Origin of the sequence: Sphingobium yanoikuyae, assembly GCF_013001025.1 — a bacterium.
GTDB classification, from domain to species: Bacteria; Pseudomonadota; Alphaproteobacteria; order Sphingomonadales; family Sphingomonadaceae; genus Sphingobium; species Sphingobium yanoikuyae_A.
Genome location: NZ_CP053022.1, coordinates 59,488 through 77,265, shown reverse-complemented (window position 1 = coordinate 77,265; position 17,778 = coordinate 59,488). Strand labels below are relative to the sequence as shown.

Sequence of the window (17,778 nt, the reverse complement as noted above, 5' to 3'; positions counted from 1 at the left end):
AAAACTGAATAGCCGACAAGGGCCATTATCATTGATCCAAAATCGGTGGTTTTCTATAAGATGGCTTATGACAGCGAAGCGAACATGGGCATGAACGATACGTCCAAGCGCCCCTTGCGCGGATTGAGAGCCTTCATGGCGCTGCCGGAAGAGGCCGAGGTTCCCGTGCTCTCCCGGCCGCAGAGCGAGCCTGTTGCCCCGGAGCCTGCCACATCTCAGGTCCCACCCGATGCGCCGCCGGGCCCGTTGCTGACCGGCACTGTTATGCCTGCGCCCGGGCAGCGTTGGGCTTATGGCGCGCGTAAGCAGGAACTGGCCGCGCGGCGAAGCTGGCGCGAGGCCGACCGCGCGCGCACGCCGCTGCAGCGCTTTGAGGCGGTTCTCGCCCAGTTGCCCGGTCGCGAACGGCCGGTGCTCAACATTGATCTTGTCGAGGCGACGCTTGCGGCCAGTGCTGCCAATACGGTGCGTGGTCTCCTTGCTGACATGCGCGGCTTTGGCGATGCCTGCCGCGCCCAAGGCGTGAGCGCCTTGCCTGCGCAGCCCGCCTCGGTGATCGCATTCCTGCGGGATCGCGCAGATGGGGTAGGGGGAAAGTCTGCCCGTCCCGCGACATTGTCCCGTATCCTATGGGCTATCGGGACCTTCCATAGGTTGTTTGGGCTCGAGGATCCCACCAGAAACGACCTTGTCCGTCTCGAGATGAAGGCCTTGCGGCGCCGTCTTGGCACCGCCCAAAAACAGGCGCGGCCTTTGCGATACAAGGGGGCCGTGAGCGATGTCTTCGGCGCCCAGAGCCGAGGGGTGAGCCTTAAGGCATTGCTCGAAGCCTGCGGCTCGGACGAAAAGGGGATTCGGGACCGCGCCTTGCTTTCCGTCGCCTATGATACCGGTCTGCGCGCTTCAGAACTTGTGGCCATCTGCTTTGAGCATATCCTGCCTGCAAGCGATCCTGATACCCGGCTCCTCGTCATTCCCCGGCATAAGGGCGACCAGGAAGGGGAGGGGGCTACTGCCTTTCTGTCGATGCGCTCGGTCCTTGCCCTTCAGGCTTGGGCGAAGGTCAAGGACGAACTTGGCGTACCCGGTGAGCAGGGCGCCGTCTTCCGGCGTCTGTTCATCAAGATGCGCAAGCCTGCCGATCCGGCGAAATTGCGTGCTGATGCCCGGCGCAGGGCAGCAGCTACCTATTTGGGTCTACCCGGCCTAATGTTGGACGAGGGTAGCAGCAAGCGCGCGGGCGCTGGTCCCTTGAAGGTGGTTACGCTTGGGCAGGAACCGCTTCGCCCCCAGGCGGTTACGCAGATATTCAAGGCACGTGCACAGGAGGCCTGGGATAAGGGCCTTATCCCCGACCTGACAGCTGAAGAATTTGCCCAATGGCACAAGGGGATCAGTGCCCACTCTACACGGATCGGCATGAACAACGACCTGTTTGCGGCCGGCGAGGATATTGCCGGTATCATGGATGCGCTGCGCTGGAAGTCACCCAAGATGCCGCTTCTTTATAACCGCAATCTGGCAGCGGAGCACGGCGCGGCGGGGCGGTTGCTGACGCGCATGAAATAGGCGTCACACAATCTCGGCCCGTAGGCGTTACAAGTCGTTCTGAAGGTCGCGCCAAGCCTGTTCTGCAGCAGCTTTTGCTGCATTGAAATCCGTTGCCTCTTGCGTCCTTAGAAGTTGGCTCTGGTTGGGTCCGGTATAGATTTCCCAGCCAATCTTCGCCGCCGCGTCGCCCGTCGGAGGAATATCATAGGCAATCAGCTCATAGTCGCCGACAATTGCATGCTGGGCGCGATTGGCACTCCAGTAAGCGCTATCGTCGACCCAATGCAGCGGTGAGGGATCAGGGCTCATCTCGCAGCATTCATATCAGGCTGAGGAAAACGTCGACGCGAACGAGGTACAGGGGGGGGCGGCAGGAAGCGACCGCATTTCGGTGTTCAGCGCTGCTGAAGGACAAGAGGGTCGTCTTCGCCACGTTTGGAGCTGAGTGACTATCGGTAATAGCTGACCGGCGCCTCGCCTACTGCGGAAATGCTAATTGATTGGACCGGGTGTCGTTACGCGCGACGGCAGTTGTAACTGCCAAGTTCGCACTCGCGCTAGCAATGGTACGAGTCATGTCGAGCAGACGGTCGAACGGCAGTACAAAGCCTACCACCAGCGCGGTCTGTTCCGGTGAAATGCCAACTGCCGATAGCACAGCTGCGAGCATGAACAAAGATGCAGATGGAATTGGCGCGGTACCAAAAGCTGCTAACGCGCCGGTTAACAGCATAATTCCCAGCATCGTAGAATCCGGATGTACGCCCAGCGCCTGCAGGGCAAAGATGCTGAGCAGGCCGACATACATGGCGGTGCCGTCCTTGCCAATGCTGGCGCCAATGGGCAACACGGTCGATGCGATGGCGGGATCTAGCTGCAATTCTTCCTGTGCTACCCGTAGCGCGACAGGCAATGTCGCTGCGGAAGAGGCAGTAGAGAAGGCGACCAGCAACGGATCAACGGCCGCGTGGAAGAAGCGGCGGATCGATAGGCGTGCGACCAGCCTGATGAGCGGCAGATGGACCAGCAATATTTGGACTATCACACCCAGCAGCACGCACAGCGCCAGCCAGCCGATATTGGCGAAGACGGCGATGCCATTGTCCGCCACGGCCTTGGCAATCAGGGCTAGGACGCCGAAGGGCGTGATTTCCATCACGAGGCGGACAAGGTGAAACAGCACCCGGCTGGCCGATTGCAGCATATTGGCCATGGGCCGTGCTTCGTCTCCGGCCAGAATGACGCCGCAGCCAAACAGCATGGCGAAGAAGATGATTGCCAGCATATCCCCTTCGGCCAATGACTGGACGATGTTGACGGGCACGATGCCGATCAACTGATCATGCAGCGATTTCGCCTCCTCCAATGCATGGGGCACAGCCTTGCCCAGTGCTGCGCCGGTGCCGGGCCCGATCAACAATCCCAGCGCCATGCCGATCGAGACGGCGCAGGCAGTGGTGAAGGCGAAAAGAAGGACCGTACGCCCACCTACTGATCCCAGCCGGCGCGGATCGGCGAGAGCCGTTACGCCTGATGCGATCGACACGAAGACAATGGGGACGACCAGCATGCGGATCAGCCGGACGAAGAGTTCGCCGACAAAGCCAATCCAGGGAATAGCGGCTGGCCAGAATAGCCCCGTCAACACGCCTGCGAGCAACCCGCCCAACACGCGCAGCCAGAGGGGAATGGCGAACCAGCGGCGGGTCATTGTTGACATGCTGTAGTTACAGTCCGCCCCAGAAGCCCGGTTGCGCGGGCAACAGATGTCCGCGAACCCCTGTCACGCCGCCTTCCCGGTCGACCGACAGCCAGAGCGGTCCGTCCAGATCGACAAAGTCGCTGTCCGCCGCAATGGCCCAGGCGGGCGCGACAGAGAGGGACGAACAGATCATGCAGCCGGTCATGACGCCAAGGCCGCGCGCGCGCGCGGCCTGAGCCAGGTCGAGCGCGGCGGTCAGGCCACCGGTCTTGTCCAGCTTGATATTCACCACGCCATAGCCGTCGGGCAGGCTATCGAGATCAGCGGCGACATGGATGGATTCGTCGGCGGCGATCAGGATCGCAGAGCTAAAGCCGTTGAGATCGCCATCCTCATGCGCGGGCAGCGGCTGTTCCAGAAGGTCAACCCTCAGGTCGATCATCAGCGCCTGAAGATCGCTGACCTCCGCCATCGTCCAGCTTTCATTAGGATCGACGATCATGCGGGGGGAGGGCGCGGCGGCGCGGACGGCGCGGAGCTGGGCGGCGGGATCGGTCCGGTCGACCTTCACCTTGATCAGGGGCACGTCGGCAAGCGCGGCAGCGGCCAGTCCCATGGCGTCGGGCGTGTCGAGGCCGACGGTCATGGCCGTGGCTATAGGTGTCAGCGGCCGGGCAAGACCCATGGCCGTGGCGATGTCGCTGCCGCTCAAGCGCAATTCCAGATCCCACAGGGCGCAATCAACCGCGTTGCGCGCTGCGCCTGCGGGCAGCATATCGATAAGGACGCGGCGATCGATGCCGCTTTCCAACGCTTCCCGGATTGCCTCGATCTCGATAATGCTGCTTTCCACGCTTTCGCCATAGCGGGGATAGGGAACGCATTCGCCCCGGCCGATGACGCCGCCTTCCGACAGGGTGACGGTGACGACATCAGCGGCGGTCTTGACCCCGCGCGAAATGCGGAAAGGGGTGGCGAGAGGAAAGCTTTCCCCCAGAGCGGTCAGCGTGCGGGCCATGGGGATCAGGCGGTCTTCGTTGCGGGCGCGATCGTCGCCGTGTGCGTTTCCAGCAGCCGGTCGAGGATCGCCTCCACGCCCATGCGATAGGGATCGGAACAGGGCAAGCCGAACTCGTCGCCGATACGGGCGCAGAGCGCTAGCGCCTCTGCCTCTTCCAAGGCGGAGGTGTTGAGCGCGATGCCGACGACGCGGACATCGGGGTTGGTGAGGCGGGCGGTGCGCAGATTGGCTTCCAAACAGTCGGAAAGGCCCGGCGGCTTGTAATGGGGCAGGCCGCGCATGCTCTGGCGCATAGGATCATGGCACAGCACCAGTGCGTCGGGTTGAGCACCATGCAGCAGGCCTGTCGACACGCCAGCGAAAGAGGGGTGGAAGAGCGAACCCTGACCCTCGATCAAATCCCAGCCGCCATCATTGCGATCGGGCGAAATCTGTTCGATCGCGCCGGAGATGAAATCGGCCACCACGGCGTCCAGCGGCACGCCGTCGCCTGCGATCAGGATGCCGGTCTGGCCGGTGGCGCGGAAATCGGCGGGCACGCCGCGTGCGGACAGGGCGCGGGCCAGGCAAAGCGTGGTATACATCTTGCCCACCGAACAGTCGGTGCCGACGGTCAGCAGGCGTTTGCCGGCGCGCTTCTTGCCGTTGCCGACCGGAATGTCGGCACGGGGATCGCGCACGTCATGCAAGGTGCGGCCGAGGCGTTTAGCGGTTTCCACCAGTTGCGGTTCGTCCTTCAACCGCTGATGCAGGCCCGATGCAATGTCGAGCCCGGCCTCCATCGCCGCAAGCGCGTCACGTACCAAATCTTCGCCCAGCTTGCCGCCGGCATTGGCGATGCCCAACACCAAAGTCCGTGCGCCTCCGGCATAAGCGGTGGCGAAATCCATGCGGGGCAAGCCCAGCGTCAGACTGCAATCGTCATGGCGGAATTCTCCTACACAGATATCAGGCCGGAACACCGCCAGCCCGCGCGAAGTCTTGATGCCAATATCGTCATTGCTGTGGCCGAGATAGAGAAGATAGGGCGTGGCGATCATGGATGTGTCGAACCTATGCTGATGGGAGGACGTGCTTTATCTTCACGTTCCCACCCAACCCAATATCAATGGCCATGAAGGTCATAGCCTGAGGCTATAGGTTATCGATAACGGTCGAGAGCAGATTCAAAAACTCCGATGCTGTTTTCGATGGTGGCCGGTTCTGTAGATATATGGCATTTATGTCGAAGGTTATGGCTGGTTGGAGTGGCCGGCTTGAAAGACCCGGTGCAGCAGCGGCATGTGCCGTAAAATTGTCCACGATGGCCATGCCGACCCCCGCGCGTACTAAGGCGGCTGCGATATAGTAAGTGCGTGCCGAAACCACCTCTTCAAGCTCAACATCGAGACGGCTCAACTCGTTGGACAGCATCACACCAATTGGCCCGCTCTTTATCGGACTGATAAATTTTCTGTTCCGCAAATCTTCCAAATGTAACCGCGCCGGAGCAGCTGGCAGGTCATCTTCGCGATACAGTATGACCAACTCGCCTTCGCCGATTACCTGATGAGCCACGGGAGCGGATATCGGAATTTCGAAACTGATAGCAATATCAGTTTCCCGCTCATAGAGTTTTCGTACCATCTCGTCATGATGGAGCGTTTGCAGATCGAACATGATGTCTTCGTGGCTTCGCAGGAAGCGCGAGACCGCCTCGGGTATTGCGCCTAACCCAAGAGAAGGAAGAGCGGAAAACCGTAACATGGCGCCGCGGCCGTTGCGCATATTCTGAGCAGCTTGCTTCAGTGAACGCACTCGGTCTTGAATGTCGGAGACTTCCGCGAACAGGGTGCGGGCATCCTGCGTTGGTATCAAGCCATTATTCGTTCGTTCGAACAATGGCAAACCAATCAATCTCTCAGTATGACGAAGTACCTTGGTGACGGCAGGCTGCGAAACATTGAGCGCGCGCGCGGCGGCGCTGACCGTGCCGTGCAAATAAACGGCGTGGAAAATTTCAATCTGGCGCAAGTTCACAGGCGTGGTCCCTTCAGGTGCGGCCCTGTTCGTCTGGATCAACGACGGCTGGGTACGTAACCGCTATGACATTCGGTTATAGGTGGTGCAACAGGCCGGACTGGACGGCCATCACTTATCGGGGCCATGTTGCCGATAAGGCTCAGCTTCCAAGGACTTCCTACCCATGCCTTCTTTCACCGCCGCGCGTCGCCTCCAGGCCCTATTGATGGCGGGGGGGCTGTCAGCCATTGCCGCTTTCAGCCATGCGGCACCGGGCGAGCAGGCGGACATAGTGATCCGCGGCGGCACCATCTATGATGGTGGTGTAGGCATGCCCTTTGTGGGCGATGTCGCGATGAGGGGGGATCGGATCATCTATGTCGGTCGCGCGGCGCGCATGAAAGCGAGCAAGGTCATTGATGCAAAAGGTTTAATCGTCGCTCCTGGTTTTATCGACGCCCATACCCATGCCGATAGTTTCATCCGCTCGCCGGACGCAGGTACGCGGGTCAATGCCGCTTGGCTGGATCAGGGCGTAAGCACAGTGATGATCGGCGTTGACGGGTTCGGTACACCCAATGTGGGTGCGGATGCCGCCAAGCTGCAGGCGTCGGGTATTGGGACGAATATCGTGCCTTTTATTGGCTTCGGGCGAGTGCGGCAGCAGGTGCTGGGCGATGATGCCCGCGCGCCTGATGCGCAGGAATTGGCGCAGATGAAGGCGCTGGTCGCCAAGGGCATGTGCGAAGGCGCAACTGGCTTTTCGGCCGGGCTTTTCTATCCGCCGCAAAGCTTTGCCAAGACCCAAGAAGTGGTCGCGGTGGCGAAGGAAGCTGCAGTCCGGGGAGGTCTGTACGATACCCATCAGCGCGACGAATCCAGCTATAATATCGGTCTGCTCGGTTCGGTGAAGGAAGCCATATCGATCGGCCGGCAGGCCGGCATGCCGGTGCATTTTGCGCATTTGAAGGCGCTGGGCGTCGATGTGCAGGGTCAGGCACCGGCGGTGATTGCGGAGATTGAGGCGGCCCGCAAGGCAGGACAGGATGTCACGGCGGATCAATATCCCTGGCTGGCGTCGGGATCGAGCCTGGACGCGTCGCTGTTGCCCGGCTGGGCCGTCGATGGCGGCGGCGAGGCGCTGGTGAAGCGGCTGGACGATCCGGCGATGCTGGCAAAGATCCGGGACGAGATGCGGAATAACATGCGCCGGCGCGGCGGGGCGAAAGCGCTGCTGCTGATCGCACAGGGCTTCCCCTGGACGGGCAAGACACTGGAACAGGTGGCGAGCGAATGGCAGGTCGATCCGCGCGACGCGGCGCTGCGCATCATCCGCCAGAGCATCGAGACGACCGATCCGGCTAAGAAGGGCAAGGGCACGGGGGTTGCTTCGTTCAACATGGCGCAGAGCGATGTCGACCTGATCATGCAGCAACCCTGGATCGTGACATCGTCGGACGGATCAGACGGTCATCCCCGCATGTTCGCGACCTTTCCGGAAAAATATGTGAATTATGTGCGCAAGCGGCCGGTCATCAGCCTGCAGACCTTCGTGCGGCAATCGACGGGGGCCACTGCCGACATCTACAAGATCGATCATCGCGGCTATCTTAAAGCCGGCTATTATGCCGATGTCGTGGTGATCGACCCTGCAAAATATGCGCCGCGGGCCGACTATGTGCATCCTCGCGAACTGAGCGTCGGGGTGGCCAAGCTGTTCGTTAACGGGACCCTTGCGGTCAGTGACAGCCAGACCACCGGCGCAAGGGCCGGGCGGGCGCTGTTGCGGGCCAGGCCGGCGACGGGCTGCTCCTGACGGACGAAAGGGACCATCAGCCAATCTGCGCAGGTCGGTATGTCGTGCCGATAAGGGGCGTGTCTGTCCGATCCCAGGCGTCTATCATCCGGAGCAATATGGCCCGCGCGGTAGGCTGGGGACCTGCGCAAGAAAAAGGGTGGCGGATCGTTGATCCGCCACCCTGTTCCTCCTTAAGATGTTCTTTGTTTTTCCGCACTTTCCGAGTCCGCAGATGATGGCATCTGCTTCGAAAATGCTCAGTTGGTTTTGAACCGCACGCCGACGCGGAAGGCGCGGCCCAGCAAATCGCTGTAAGTCGAATTGGCCGACAGGCCGGTTTCCGGCAGCAGGATCGGATCCTTGTCGAACAGGTTGGTGATGTTGAAGAACAGCTGGCCATCATATCCGCCGACCTTGATCTTCGTCGTCAGGTTGAGGTCGGTGTAGAAGGTGCCGTCGACATGGTTGTTGTTGATCGTCGGATTAGCTGCCGTGCTGGTCGGGCAACCCGTGGTGCAGACGATATAGGTGTTGTTGTAGGTACCCGAACTCACGCCACGGCCGACCGCGGTGATCGAATAGGTCGGCGTGTCGAACGTGGCCGACATGCGGAAGATCCATTTCGGGGTGCTGGACTGGCCGCTATTCTGACCCACCGTATCGACAGGTACCGAAATGCCGTTGTCGACCAGATTTTCCAGATAGTTGGTAGCAGTACCGTTCAGGGTCAGGCTGCTGGCACTCCCATTGTTGAACAGGCGATCCATCGGCAGGTTATAGTTCACGGCATAGTCGATCCCGCGCACCTTGACCTGGGCGAAGTTGAACGGGCTGGCGGTCACATAATAGTCGCGCTCGCCCAGCGGATCGGCGACGATCGCGGCGCAGAAGCTCTGAATGCCTTCATTGCAGCGCTGGGCGATGTCGTCGGCATAGAATTGCGCGATCGCATCCTTCACCTTGGTACGGAACCAGTCGACCGAGATCGACAGGCCCGGTGCAAAGCGTGGTTGCAACACGCCGCCCAGCGTCAGCGTATCGGCCTTTTCGGGCTTGAGCGCCAGATTGCCGGTGGTCAGTTCGCGGAAGGTGGCACCGGCATATTGGCCATAGGCCGATGCGTTGGTGCCAAATGTGTTGGTACGCGATGTGCCCGACTGGAACAGTTCGTTAAGGTTGGGTGCGCGGATGTCGCGCGAACGAGTGCCGCGCAGCAGGATGTCGGGAATCGGCTGCCAGGTCAGGCCCGCCTTCCAGGTGGTGACAGTGCCCGATGTCGAATAGTCGGTCAGGCGTGCTGCTCCGTTGAATTCCGCGCCGAGGCCGAGCGGGACGACGGTTTCCAGATAGGCCTCCTTGACATTGTAGCTGCCGAAAGTGGGACGGAAATTGCCGACTGACCAGCCGCTCTGATATTCGGTGGGCACGTAACCCGACACTTCTTCTTTGCGATATTCACCGCCGATCGCAACGCTGACATCGCCTGCCCAAGTGGCGAAGGGCGTGGTCGACAGGTTGATGCCCGCGACCGTCTGCTTGAAGGTCTGATCGCGATAGGGATCGCCCAGCACATAGTCGATCGCCGCCTGGCTGGCGACGCCGGTGCCCAGGCGATTGAGCGGCACGCAGCCATTGGACGGGCTGGTCAATGACGAACGGCAGACGATGGTGCCAGCTGCTACGCCCAGCGCATTGCCGGCCGGCGCAAATACCGCGTCGGTCGCCAGCGCCATGCGCGACGTGTTCATGATGTCACGCAGCAGTTCATGCGTGTCGGTGCGGCCATATTGGCCATAGGCGTCCCACACGGCCTTGTTGCCGAACATCTGGAATTCGCCGCCCGCACCGATGGTGTAGCGCTGCACTTCGCGTGTGCTGTTATTCTTGCGATAGGGCAGGTCGGATGCCGAAGTACCGAGCGTGACGGAAGTTACCCCGGCCAGCGCCGCACTGCCCAGCGCATTGATCAGATAGGCGTTGTCGCCGGTCAGCGTCATCGTCGCGGCCTGAGGTCCAGCGTTGAACAGCGTCTTGTTCCAATTGTAGGACGCCTCGCCATAGACTTCCAGCCAGTCGGTCAGCTGATAGCTCAGGCGGCCAAATACGCCGCGCCGGTCGTCCTGCGCGTCCAGGCCGATATTGCGCGACGTGTCGTTCACTTCCCAGTCACCGCCAACCGTCTGCGAGCTGTCGCTGAGCGATCCGAACTGATATTGCTTGGCCGCACCGCCCTGGCCGAAATAGATGCCGCGCAGACTGGTCGTGCCGCCGACCTGCGAACGGATGATGCCGCCCGGTGTGGTGTTCCAGGTGCCAGCGCCGCTCACGACCAGGCTGGCCGGGCCGCCGGCTGCAATGGCGGCTGCGGTGTTGGCGACGGTGCGATAGCCCAGCTGGTTCCAGTCGCGATCGACCTGGAAAATGCCGTCCTTGTGCGCATATTCGCCCGACAGCAGGATATGGCCGCGCCCGTCGGCAAAGCTTTTGCCGATTGCGGCGTTGAAGCTGTAGTTGAAACCGTCGCCCTTGTCGGTGATGCCGGTGTCGGCATTGACCTTGAAGCCTTCATATGTCTTGTCGAGCACATAGTTGACCACGCCCGCGACGGCGTCCGAACCATAAGCGGCCGATGCGCCGCCGGTCACGATTTCCACGCTCTTCACCAGCGCCTGCGGGAAAGTGTTGATGTCAACCAGGCCGGTAATGGTGGATCCCACCGAACGGCGACCGTCGAGCAACACCAGCGTACGCACTTCGCCAAGGTTGCGCAGGTTCATCGTATTGATGCCCGCCAGGCCCGAACTAATGGCAAGGCGCGAGTTGGACGGACGGGTGCTGCCGGCCAGCGCCGGCATCTGGTTGATCAGGTCCGCGATATTGTTGGTCGGCGACTGGTTCTGGATCGCCTCCTGTGTCATCACGGTCAGGGGGGTGGGCGATTTGAAGCCGTCGCGTACGATGCGGGTGCCGGTGACGACGATCTGATTGGTCGGTGCCGTTTCCATGCCGCTCTGGGGCGTGGCCGCCTCCTGCGCTAGAGCGGGGGCTGCATGCACCAATGCTATTGCGGTCATGGCCAGGCCAAGGCCATGGCGACGGCCGAAGGACCGACGAATTCGCCTGAAATCACGCATAGATAAAAACCCCCTTTTCACAGGACGGGGCTGCTCGCATTCATGCGTGCGCGGCGTTATTGCGCCGGTTTGGCCCTATCCAACCCATAACATCACATGACCGCAGGCAGGCTGTCTTGTCGATTTGCCGGTTCCCACCATACCGTCATCACGAACCCGGCAAGGCTCCGCTAATGGGCGCAAAAACCGGCTTCATGACGGGGAGGTTACAGGGTGGTCACGGCTGGTCAATAGATTTGGTATTACTTTGATCTTATACAGGTATAGCCGAAGGGAATGGCGGGGTGGATTTCTCGCCGCCAGCCGGGATAGCTTGCAACGTTTAGGCACCTGCCGGCCTGCCATGGGCGGACCGGGTTCGGTGTCGATGATCGTTGCCCCAATTTCCAAGACAAGGAGAATGTGTTGATCCAGCGTCGTGCGTTCCTTCTGGCCGGTGTGGCGGCATTCGCCCTGCCGGGCGGGTTGATGGCGAAACCGATGGTGCGGGGCGGAAAGCCGCTGCGGGTCAAGATAGCGGGTGCCAAGGCGCCGATCGAGATTGTCGAGGATGAAATGGGCGTGCCGCATGTGCGGGCACAGTCGCTGCACGATGCCTATTTCGGCCAGGGCTATCTGGTGGCGCGCGACCGCTTGTTCCAGATCGACATGGATTATCGGCGCGACATGGGGCGGATGGCTGAAGCGTTCGGGCCGCGCTTCGTCGCGGCGGACAAGGCGGCGCGGCTGTTCCTGTATCGCGGTGACATCGATGCGGAACTGGCGACCTTGCCGCCCGGCGTGCTCGAATGTGCGCAGGGCTATGTCGCGGGCGTCAATGCACGGATTTCTGAACTCGAGGCCAACCCGGCGCAAATGCCGCTGGAATATGGCATATTGAACCTGACGCCGCTGCGCTGGGACGTGCGCGATCTGGTGCGGAACCGGGGCATCGGCATGGGCGACGCCGATGATGAGGTGCGGCGCGCGCAGATGCAGGCCAAGGGGCTGCTGGCGCATGACGCGCTGATGGCGCCGCTGCGCCCGGCCTGGCAATTCACTGTGCCGGAAGGGCTCGACTGCTCGGCAGTAAGCGAGGCGGATCTGGGTGTGCTGGACCCGGCAAACCGGCCAGTGCCGTTCGACACGATCCAGGAAGCCTCGCTCGACCGGGCGGAACGCCGCGCCGATCGCTTTGCGCAGGGCAGCAACGCCTGGACGATCGCCGCGTCGCGCAGTGCGACCGGGCGGCCAATATTGGCGAATGACCCGCATCTGGGCATTGGTGGTAACAGCCCGCGCCATATGATCCACCTGACCGCGCCGGGGCTGGACGTGATCGGCGCAGGCGCGCCGGGCCTGCCGGGGATCATGCAGGGGCATACCGAGCGTTTCGCCTTTGGCCGCACCAATTTCCATATCGACCAGACCGACCTGTTCATCCTGCGCACCGACAAGGATGATCCCGAGCGTTACTGGCACAAGGGGCAGTGGAAACGGTTCGAGACGTTCGAGGATGAGATCGCGGTCAAGGATGGGCCGATGCAGCGGGTGACGCTGCGCTATGCGCAGGGCCGGCCGATCGTGGCGCAGGATGCCAAAAAGCAGCGGGCCAGTGCCTTTGCCACGGTCAGCATGTTGCCGGGCGCGAACATGCGCTTTGCCATCATCGCGATCAACCTGGCCAAGGACTGGCCGACGCTGCGGCGGGCGTTCAGGATCCATACCTCGCCGACCAATTTCCATTATGCCGATGTAGACGGCAATACCGGCTGGCAGACGATCGGCTTCACGCCGATGCGCCCGAAGCATGACGGGCTCTTCCCGGCGCCGGGCGACGGTGATTTCGACTGGACCGGGATCTTGCCGGTGGAGGAAATGCCGTCTGTCCATAACCCGAAGGAAGGCTGGTTCGCGTCGGCCAATCAGCTTAATATCCCGGCCGATTATCCCTATGGCAAGAAGGTCATCAGCTTCGACTGGAGCGATCCTTTCCGCTATGACCGCATTGCCGAAGTGCTGCGCAGCCAGCCAAAGCATCGGATCGAGGACAGCATCGCGCTGCAGCATGATGTCCAGTCGCTGCCGGCGCGGGCGCTAGTGAAATTGCTGCCGGACAAGCTGTTGCCCGAAGCGCAGCCGGCGGCGGCCTTGCTGAAGCGCTGGGATTGCGGGCTGGAGGCGGATAGCGGCGCGGCCCTGCTCTATGAGATGGTGATGCCCGAACTGCAATCGGGCTTCCGCGATCTGGTGGTGCCGGCGGCGGCGCGGGAATATATTCCGTCGGTCAATCTGTTCGAAATGCTGCGGATACTGGCCGCGCCCGACACGCGGCTGGGGCCGGTGCCGGATCTGGCACGCGATGCGCTGATCGAACGATCGCTGATCGCCGGGTGGAATAAGGCGGTGGAACTGGGCGGTGCCGATCCCGCGCAATGGCGCTGGGGTGATCTGCATCGGGTGACGCTGGCCCATCCGCTGTCGTCGCTGCCGGGGGTCGCAGCGGCTTTCCCGAAGATCGAGGGTGGGCGGTCAGGCGGCGACGGCTTCACGCCGATGGCGCGCGGTTTCAATGCAAAGCGCGGCTATCAGGTGTCGCATGGTGCCAGCTATCTGCTGGTCGCGGATGTCGGCGCATGGGACAATAGCCGCTTCCTGCTGCTGCCCGGCCAGTCGGCCGACCCGCGATCGCCGCGTTATCGCGATTTCTACCCGCGCTGGCTGGCGGGCGAGATGCAGCCGCTGTGGTTCAGCCGCGCTGCAGTGGAGCAGCATGCGGCGGACCGGGTGGAGATCATTCCAGCATAAGGCTTATAGCGCCGCCGCTATGTCGACCAGCGCGCGGTCGACGGCGGCGGTGGCCTGTCCGTCAGTGCCATCGGGCATGTCGTTGGCGAGGGCGGAGAAGACCAAAGTGCGGCCGCTTTTCGTGATGAAATAGCCCGATACGGCGCGCGCGGCGTTGAGCGATCCGGTCTTGGCGAACAGCTTGCCTTCCAGCAGCGTGCCCTTGAAGCGGCCGCGCAGCGTGCCGTCATGTCCCGCGATCGGCAGCGTCTCGCGCCAGGCCATGCCCCAGGGCTGGCGGGCGATCCATGTGAGCAGGGTGACAGCGGCGCGCGGGGTGATCCGGTTATAGGATGACATGCCCGATCCGTCGGCGAAGCTGTAGCTGCTTTCAGGCAGACCGGCTTGCGCCATCAGTCGGTGAAGCGCGACTTGCCCATCGGCGATCGAGCCGCTCGCCTGCGCGCGGGACACGCGGCGCAGCATCAGGTCGGCGTGGAGATTCTGGCTCTGTTTGTTGATGATGCGCATGTCCTGCGCCAACGGCAGAGCAGGGAGTTGCGCAAGCATATCGGGCGAGGGCGGTTGGGCGGCAGGCGCGTCCTTGCGGATGGCAGGATCATCGGCGGGGGCAAGCGGGCGGTGGCGGGTGAGGATATCGCCATCGACCCTCACGCCGCGTGCGAGGAGCGCCTCGCGCAGCCGCCAGGCGGCATAATGGGCCGGATCGTCGATGCTGAAATGGAGCGTGGCGGGTCTCGCTTCCACGCCGATCGTGCCGGTCAGGCGGATGAGGCGGCTGTTGGGCGCGCGGTCGGCCGTGATCGCTTCGCTTTTGCCGGGGACGGTGATGATACGGTTGTCGATGCCGTAATAGGCCGGCGCGGTGACGGCTGGCGATGCGCCGATCGCGGCGGGCGCGACCGACGCCGTCACCTCATTATCGTCCAGCGTCAGCGCGGAAATGCCGGTGCCATAGCGTGACTGGATATTGTTCCAGCTCATCCCCGGTCCCCAGCGTTCGTCGGGAAACCAGCTATCGTCGCCCACGATGTTGCGCACATGGCGTGTCTTCGCGGCGACCGCGTCGGCCAGCGTCTGGAGGCAGTTGATCGTGCAGCCGTTCGCGCTGGACAGGCGCGCGTCGCCATGGCCGACCAGAATGACGTCGCCCCGATCGAGGCGGACGCCGGTGCCCCGTGCCGCGGCGTCGAGCGCGGGCAGATCGGCATAGGCGGTGGCGGTGGTGAACATCTTGGTATTGGAGGCTGGGATGAAGCGCTGGTCCGGGGCGATGGCGAGGATCGGCTCGCCATCCAGCGTGGCGACCATCAGGCCGTAGCGAGTGCCGGCAGGCCCCTGCGCCAGCTGCTGTTCGACCGCGCTGAGGAGCGGCGGCGGCGCATTTTGGGCGGAAAGGCTGGTCAGTGGCAGGGTGAGGGCGAGCAGGGGGAGGATGATACGCATGAGGTGGATCATAGAGAGCAGGCAGGGCAGGGGAATAGGGCGTGCACGGCGCAAGCCATAACCTGGGGCAATGGGGCGGACTTGCGGTGCTGGCGGGGATCGGACTAGCCTTTTGCGCATGCTGTCTCTTGTCCTAGCTCTCGCCTCCGCTCCCGTTGTTGCAGTCCCTGCGGTGCATCCGCCTGTCGCGATGGTTCGGGTGAGCTTCGATCGCACGGGCGTGACCGATAGCAAGGTCAGCGGCCCAGCCGACAAGGCGACGGGGCGGGCGCTGACCATTGATGATCCGGTGCGGGTTGCGTCCATTTCCAAACTGGTTGTTGCCATCGGTGCCATGCGGCTGGTGGAGGCGGGCAAGCTGCACCTGGACCAGGACGTGTCCGACTGGCTGGGCTACAGGCTGCGCCACCCCGGCTTTCCCGATCGGCCGATCACGCTGCGACTGCTGTTGTCGCACCGGTCCGGGCTGGTCGACAGCGCCGGCTATGCACTACCGCTGAATGCGGACATGCGCGCCACCCTGGCCAAGGCGGAAGCATGGGATGCGCACCACGGGCCCGGCGACTGGTATGCCTATACCAATCTCAACTTTCCGGTCGTCGCTGCCGTCATGGAGCGGGCGACCGGGGAGCGGTTCGACCGATTGATGGATCGGCTGGTGCTAAAGCCGCTGAAACTGGACGCCTGCTATAACTGGTCGACTTGTTCGGATGCCCGCGCTGCGCAGGCGGTGGTGCTCTATCAGGACGGGCAGCCGGTGCGGGACGATAATAAGGGCGCGAAGCCAGACTGCACCGTGACGCCGGCCCGCGATGGCAGTTGCGATCTGTCGACCTGGGTTGCAGGGCGCAATGGCGCGATCTTCTCTCCGCAGGGCGGTCTACGGATTTCGGCGCGCGGACTGGCGACGGTGGGCCGCCTGTTTCTGGGGCGTGGCGTGGTCGATGGCCGGCGCCTGCTGAGCGCGCAGAGCATGACGCAACTGATGACGCCGCTATGGACCTATGGCGGCGTCGATGCCGCCAATGGCGTGACCGGGGAAGCCGATACGGGTGACACGAACACCGGTTTCACCTGCCGCTATGGTCTGGCGATTGCTTTCCTTGCGACGTCCGCCAAGGGTTGTGCCGACGATCCGTTCGGCGATGGCCGCCAGCGTATCGGACATGCCGGCGATGCCTATGGCCTGAAGTCCGGACTGTGGATCGATCCGAAGCGCGGTACAGGCGTGCTCTATTTCGCGACGGATGTTCCGGCCGGGCGTGGCGCGGTCAGCGCCTATACGCCGGTCGAGGAAGGGTTGGCGCAGGGGCAGCTCCCCTAAGCGGCATCCCACGCCGCGATCAGCGCGTCGCCCACCGCAGGGCGCAGGGTGAAGATGCCGCTGTCGGCATGGCGGGTGGGATGAACGCGGTTGGTGAGCAGGGTCCAGGCGAGGCCGCGCTCGAAATCGATCCATAGACCCGTGCCGGTGAAGCCGGTGTGGCCGATCGTTGCGGTCGAACAGGCGTCGCCGCCTGACCAGCTGGCAAAGGCGCGTTCCCAGCCGCAAGTGCGGTGGCCCAGTTGCGCGGTGCGGGTCTGGGCCAGCATCGCGGGGGATAGGATCGAGCCGTCGAGCATCGTTCTGGCAAAGCCCAGCACGCCGTCGACCGTGCCGAACAGGCCGGCATGGCCCGGCGCGCCGCCCAGTGCGGCGGCATTTTCGTCATGCACTTCGCCCTTGAGCACCCGTCCGCGCCAGCTGCATGCCTCGGTCGCGACGGCGGGGCCAGGGGGCGGGCCGTAGGACAGGCCATCGCCCAGCGGCCAGTCGCTGAGCGGCGCACCGGTGATGCGTTCGATCGCGATGCCGAGCATTATGAAATTGATGTCGGAATAGACTGGCGGGCCATGGTGCCATTCGCGCTGGAGGACGAAGGCGCGCAGCCGCGCGGGATCATCGCCATAGGTGTAGATCGGCTCAACCGCGGGCAGGAAGCTGCGGTGGGCGAGGCAATCACGGAAGGTCAGCTTGCGTTCCGCTGCATTGGCGACGTCATATTGGCGCAGGTCGGGAATGGCGTCGGTCAGAGGACGGTCGAGATCGAGTCGGCCCTGCTCCGCCAGTTGCAAGATCATGGTGGTGGTGGCGATCACCTTCGATACGGAGGCGAGGTCGAACCAGTGGTGGCGGGTCAGGGCTTCGCGTTCGGGCAAGATGGCGGCTGAACCGACCAGGCGCACTGCGCTTTTGCCGTCGGCACTGACGATGCCAAGGGTCGCGCCGGGGATGCGGCCACTGGCGACCGCTTCGACCGCCGGGGCGAAGGCGGCTTCGCAGATTTCATCTATCATT

Annotated in this window: 12 protein-coding genes; 4 read left to right on the top strand and 8 right to left on the bottom strand. The window is 62.8% G+C overall.

Going from position 1 to position 17,778, the window contains the following annotated elements; translation table 11 throughout:
• Positions 1-60: 60 nt before the first annotated feature.
• Entirely contained in the window at positions 61-1,569 is a 1,509-nt protein-coding gene (locus tag HH800_RS25575; protein WP_037522387.1) for a tyrosine-type recombinase/integrase, read from the top strand.
• A gap of 27 nt (positions 1,570-1,596) precedes the next feature.
• Here HH800_RS25575 and HH800_RS25570 read toward each other — a convergent pair whose 3' ends face one another.
• From HH800_RS25570 to HH800_RS25550, 5 genes are all read right to left on the bottom strand, one after another.
• The gene (locus HH800_RS25570) at positions 1,597-1,860 is read right to left on the bottom strand and encodes a hypothetical protein (RefSeq protein WP_017502142.1); all 264 of its coding nucleotides are present in this window, start codon (positions 1,858-1,860) and stop codon (positions 1,597-1,599) included.
• A 169-nt stretch (positions 1,861-2,029) separates the two neighbouring features.
• The gene (locus tag HH800_RS25565; protein ID WP_017502143.1) at positions 2,030-3,262 is read right to left on the bottom strand and encodes a dicarboxylate/amino acid:cation symporter; all 1,233 of its coding nucleotides are present in this window, start codon (positions 3,260-3,262) and stop codon (positions 2,030-2,032) included.
• Positions 3,263-3,278: 16 nt separating this feature from the next.
• Positions 3,279-4,271, bottom strand: a complete 993-nt coding sequence (gene dgcA / locus HH800_RS25560; protein WP_017502144.1) for an N-acetyl-D-Glu racemase DgcA — start codon at positions 4,269-4,271, stop codon at positions 3,279-3,281.
• A gap of 5 nt (positions 4,272-4,276) precedes the next feature.
• Positions 4,277-5,314, bottom strand: coding sequence for an N-acetyltransferase DgcN (dgcN, locus tag HH800_RS25555; protein WP_017502145.1), 1,038 nt, complete (start codon positions 5,312-5,314; stop codon positions 4,277-4,279).
• A 94-nt stretch (positions 5,315-5,408) separates the two neighbouring features.
• The gene (locus tag HH800_RS25550; RefSeq protein WP_026109384.1) at positions 5,409-6,293 is read right to left on the bottom strand and encodes a LysR family transcriptional regulator; all 885 of its coding nucleotides are present in this window, start codon (positions 6,291-6,293) and stop codon (positions 5,409-5,411) included.
• Between the two features lie 166 nt (positions 6,294-6,459).
• Here HH800_RS25550 and HH800_RS25545 point away from each other — a divergent pair, with 166 nt between their 5' ends.
• Entirely contained in the window at positions 6,460-8,091 is a 1,632-nt protein-coding gene (locus HH800_RS25545) for an N-acyl-D-amino-acid deacylase family protein (protein ID WP_017502147.1), read from the top strand.
• Between the two features lie 239 nt (positions 8,092-8,330).
• On the opposite strand, the gene HH800_RS25540 is transcribed toward HH800_RS25545, so the two are convergent.
• On the bottom strand, positions 8,331-11,147 hold the full coding sequence (locus tag HH800_RS25540; protein WP_235682147.1) for a TonB-dependent receptor plug domain-containing protein: 2,817 nt from the start codon (positions 11,145-11,147) through the stop codon (positions 8,331-8,333).
• 465 nt (positions 11,148-11,612) lie between these two features.
• Here HH800_RS25540 and HH800_RS25535 point away from each other — a divergent pair, with 465 nt between their 5' ends.
• On the top strand, positions 11,613-13,994 hold the full coding sequence (locus HH800_RS25535; protein WP_017502149.1) for a penicillin acylase family protein: 2,382 nt from the start codon (positions 11,613-11,615) through the stop codon (positions 13,992-13,994).
• 3 nt (positions 13,995-13,997) lie between these two features.
• On the opposite strand, the gene dacB is transcribed toward HH800_RS25535, so the two are convergent.
• Positions 13,998-15,440: a D-alanyl-D-alanine carboxypeptidase/D-alanyl-D-alanine-endopeptidase gene (gene dacB / locus HH800_RS25530; protein ID WP_037522368.1), complete on the bottom strand. Its 1,443-nt coding sequence runs from the start codon at positions 15,438-15,440 to the stop codon at positions 13,998-14,000.
• Positions 15,441-15,630: 190 nt separating this feature from the next.
• Here dacB and HH800_RS25525 point away from each other — a divergent pair, with 190 nt between their 5' ends.
• Entirely contained in the window at positions 15,631-16,764 is a 1,134-nt protein-coding gene (locus HH800_RS25525) for a serine hydrolase domain-containing protein (RefSeq protein WP_235682146.1), read from the top strand.
• On the opposite strand, the gene HH800_RS25520 is transcribed toward HH800_RS25525, so the two are convergent.
• Entirely contained in the window at positions 16,761-17,777 is a 1,017-nt protein-coding gene (locus tag HH800_RS25520) for a serine hydrolase domain-containing protein (RefSeq protein ID WP_017502152.1), read from the bottom strand. The genes HH800_RS25525 and HH800_RS25520 overlap by 4 nt on opposite strands.
• Position 17,778: the final 1 nt, after the last annotated feature.

What these genes read in the sequence shown, in the direction of transcription:
- HH800_RS25575 (WP_037522387.1), top strand. Translation starts at nt 61, where the DNA reads ATGGCTTATGACAGCGAAGCGAACATGGGCATGAACGATACGTCCAAG.
- HH800_RS25540 (WP_235682147.1), bottom strand. Translation starts at nt 11,147, where the DNA reads ATGACCGCAATAGCATTGGTGCATGCAGCCCCCGCTCTAGCGCAGGAG.
- dacB (WP_037522368.1), bottom strand. Translation starts at nt 15,440, where the DNA reads ATGCGTATCATCCTCCCCCTGCTCGCCCTCACCCTGCCACTGACCAGC.
- HH800_RS25570 (WP_017502142.1), bottom strand. Translation starts at nt 1,860, where the DNA reads ATGAGCCCTGATCCCTCACCGCTGCATTGGGTCGACGATAGCGCTTAC.
- HH800_RS25525 (WP_235682146.1), top strand. Translation starts at nt 15,631, where the DNA reads ATGGTTCGGGTGAGCTTCGATCGCACGGGCGTGACCGATAGCAAGGTC.
- HH800_RS25520 (WP_017502152.1), bottom strand. Translation starts at nt 17,777, where the DNA reads ATGATAGATGAAATCTGCGAAGCCGCCTTCGCCCCGGCGGTCGAAGCG.
- dgcA (WP_017502144.1), bottom strand. Translation starts at nt 4,271, where the DNA reads ATGGCCCGCACGCTGACCGCTCTGGGGGAAAGCTTTCCTCTCGCCACC.
- dgcN (WP_017502145.1), bottom strand. Translation starts at nt 5,314, where the DNA reads ATGATCGCCACGCCCTATCTTCTCTATCTCGGCCACAGCAATGACGAT.
- HH800_RS25565 (WP_017502143.1), bottom strand. Translation starts at nt 3,262, where the DNA reads ATGACCCGCCGCTGGTTCGCCATTCCCCTCTGGCTGCGCGTGTTGGGC.
- HH800_RS25545 (WP_017502147.1), top strand. Translation starts at nt 6,460, where the DNA reads ATGCCTTCTTTCACCGCCGCGCGTCGCCTCCAGGCCCTATTGATGGCG.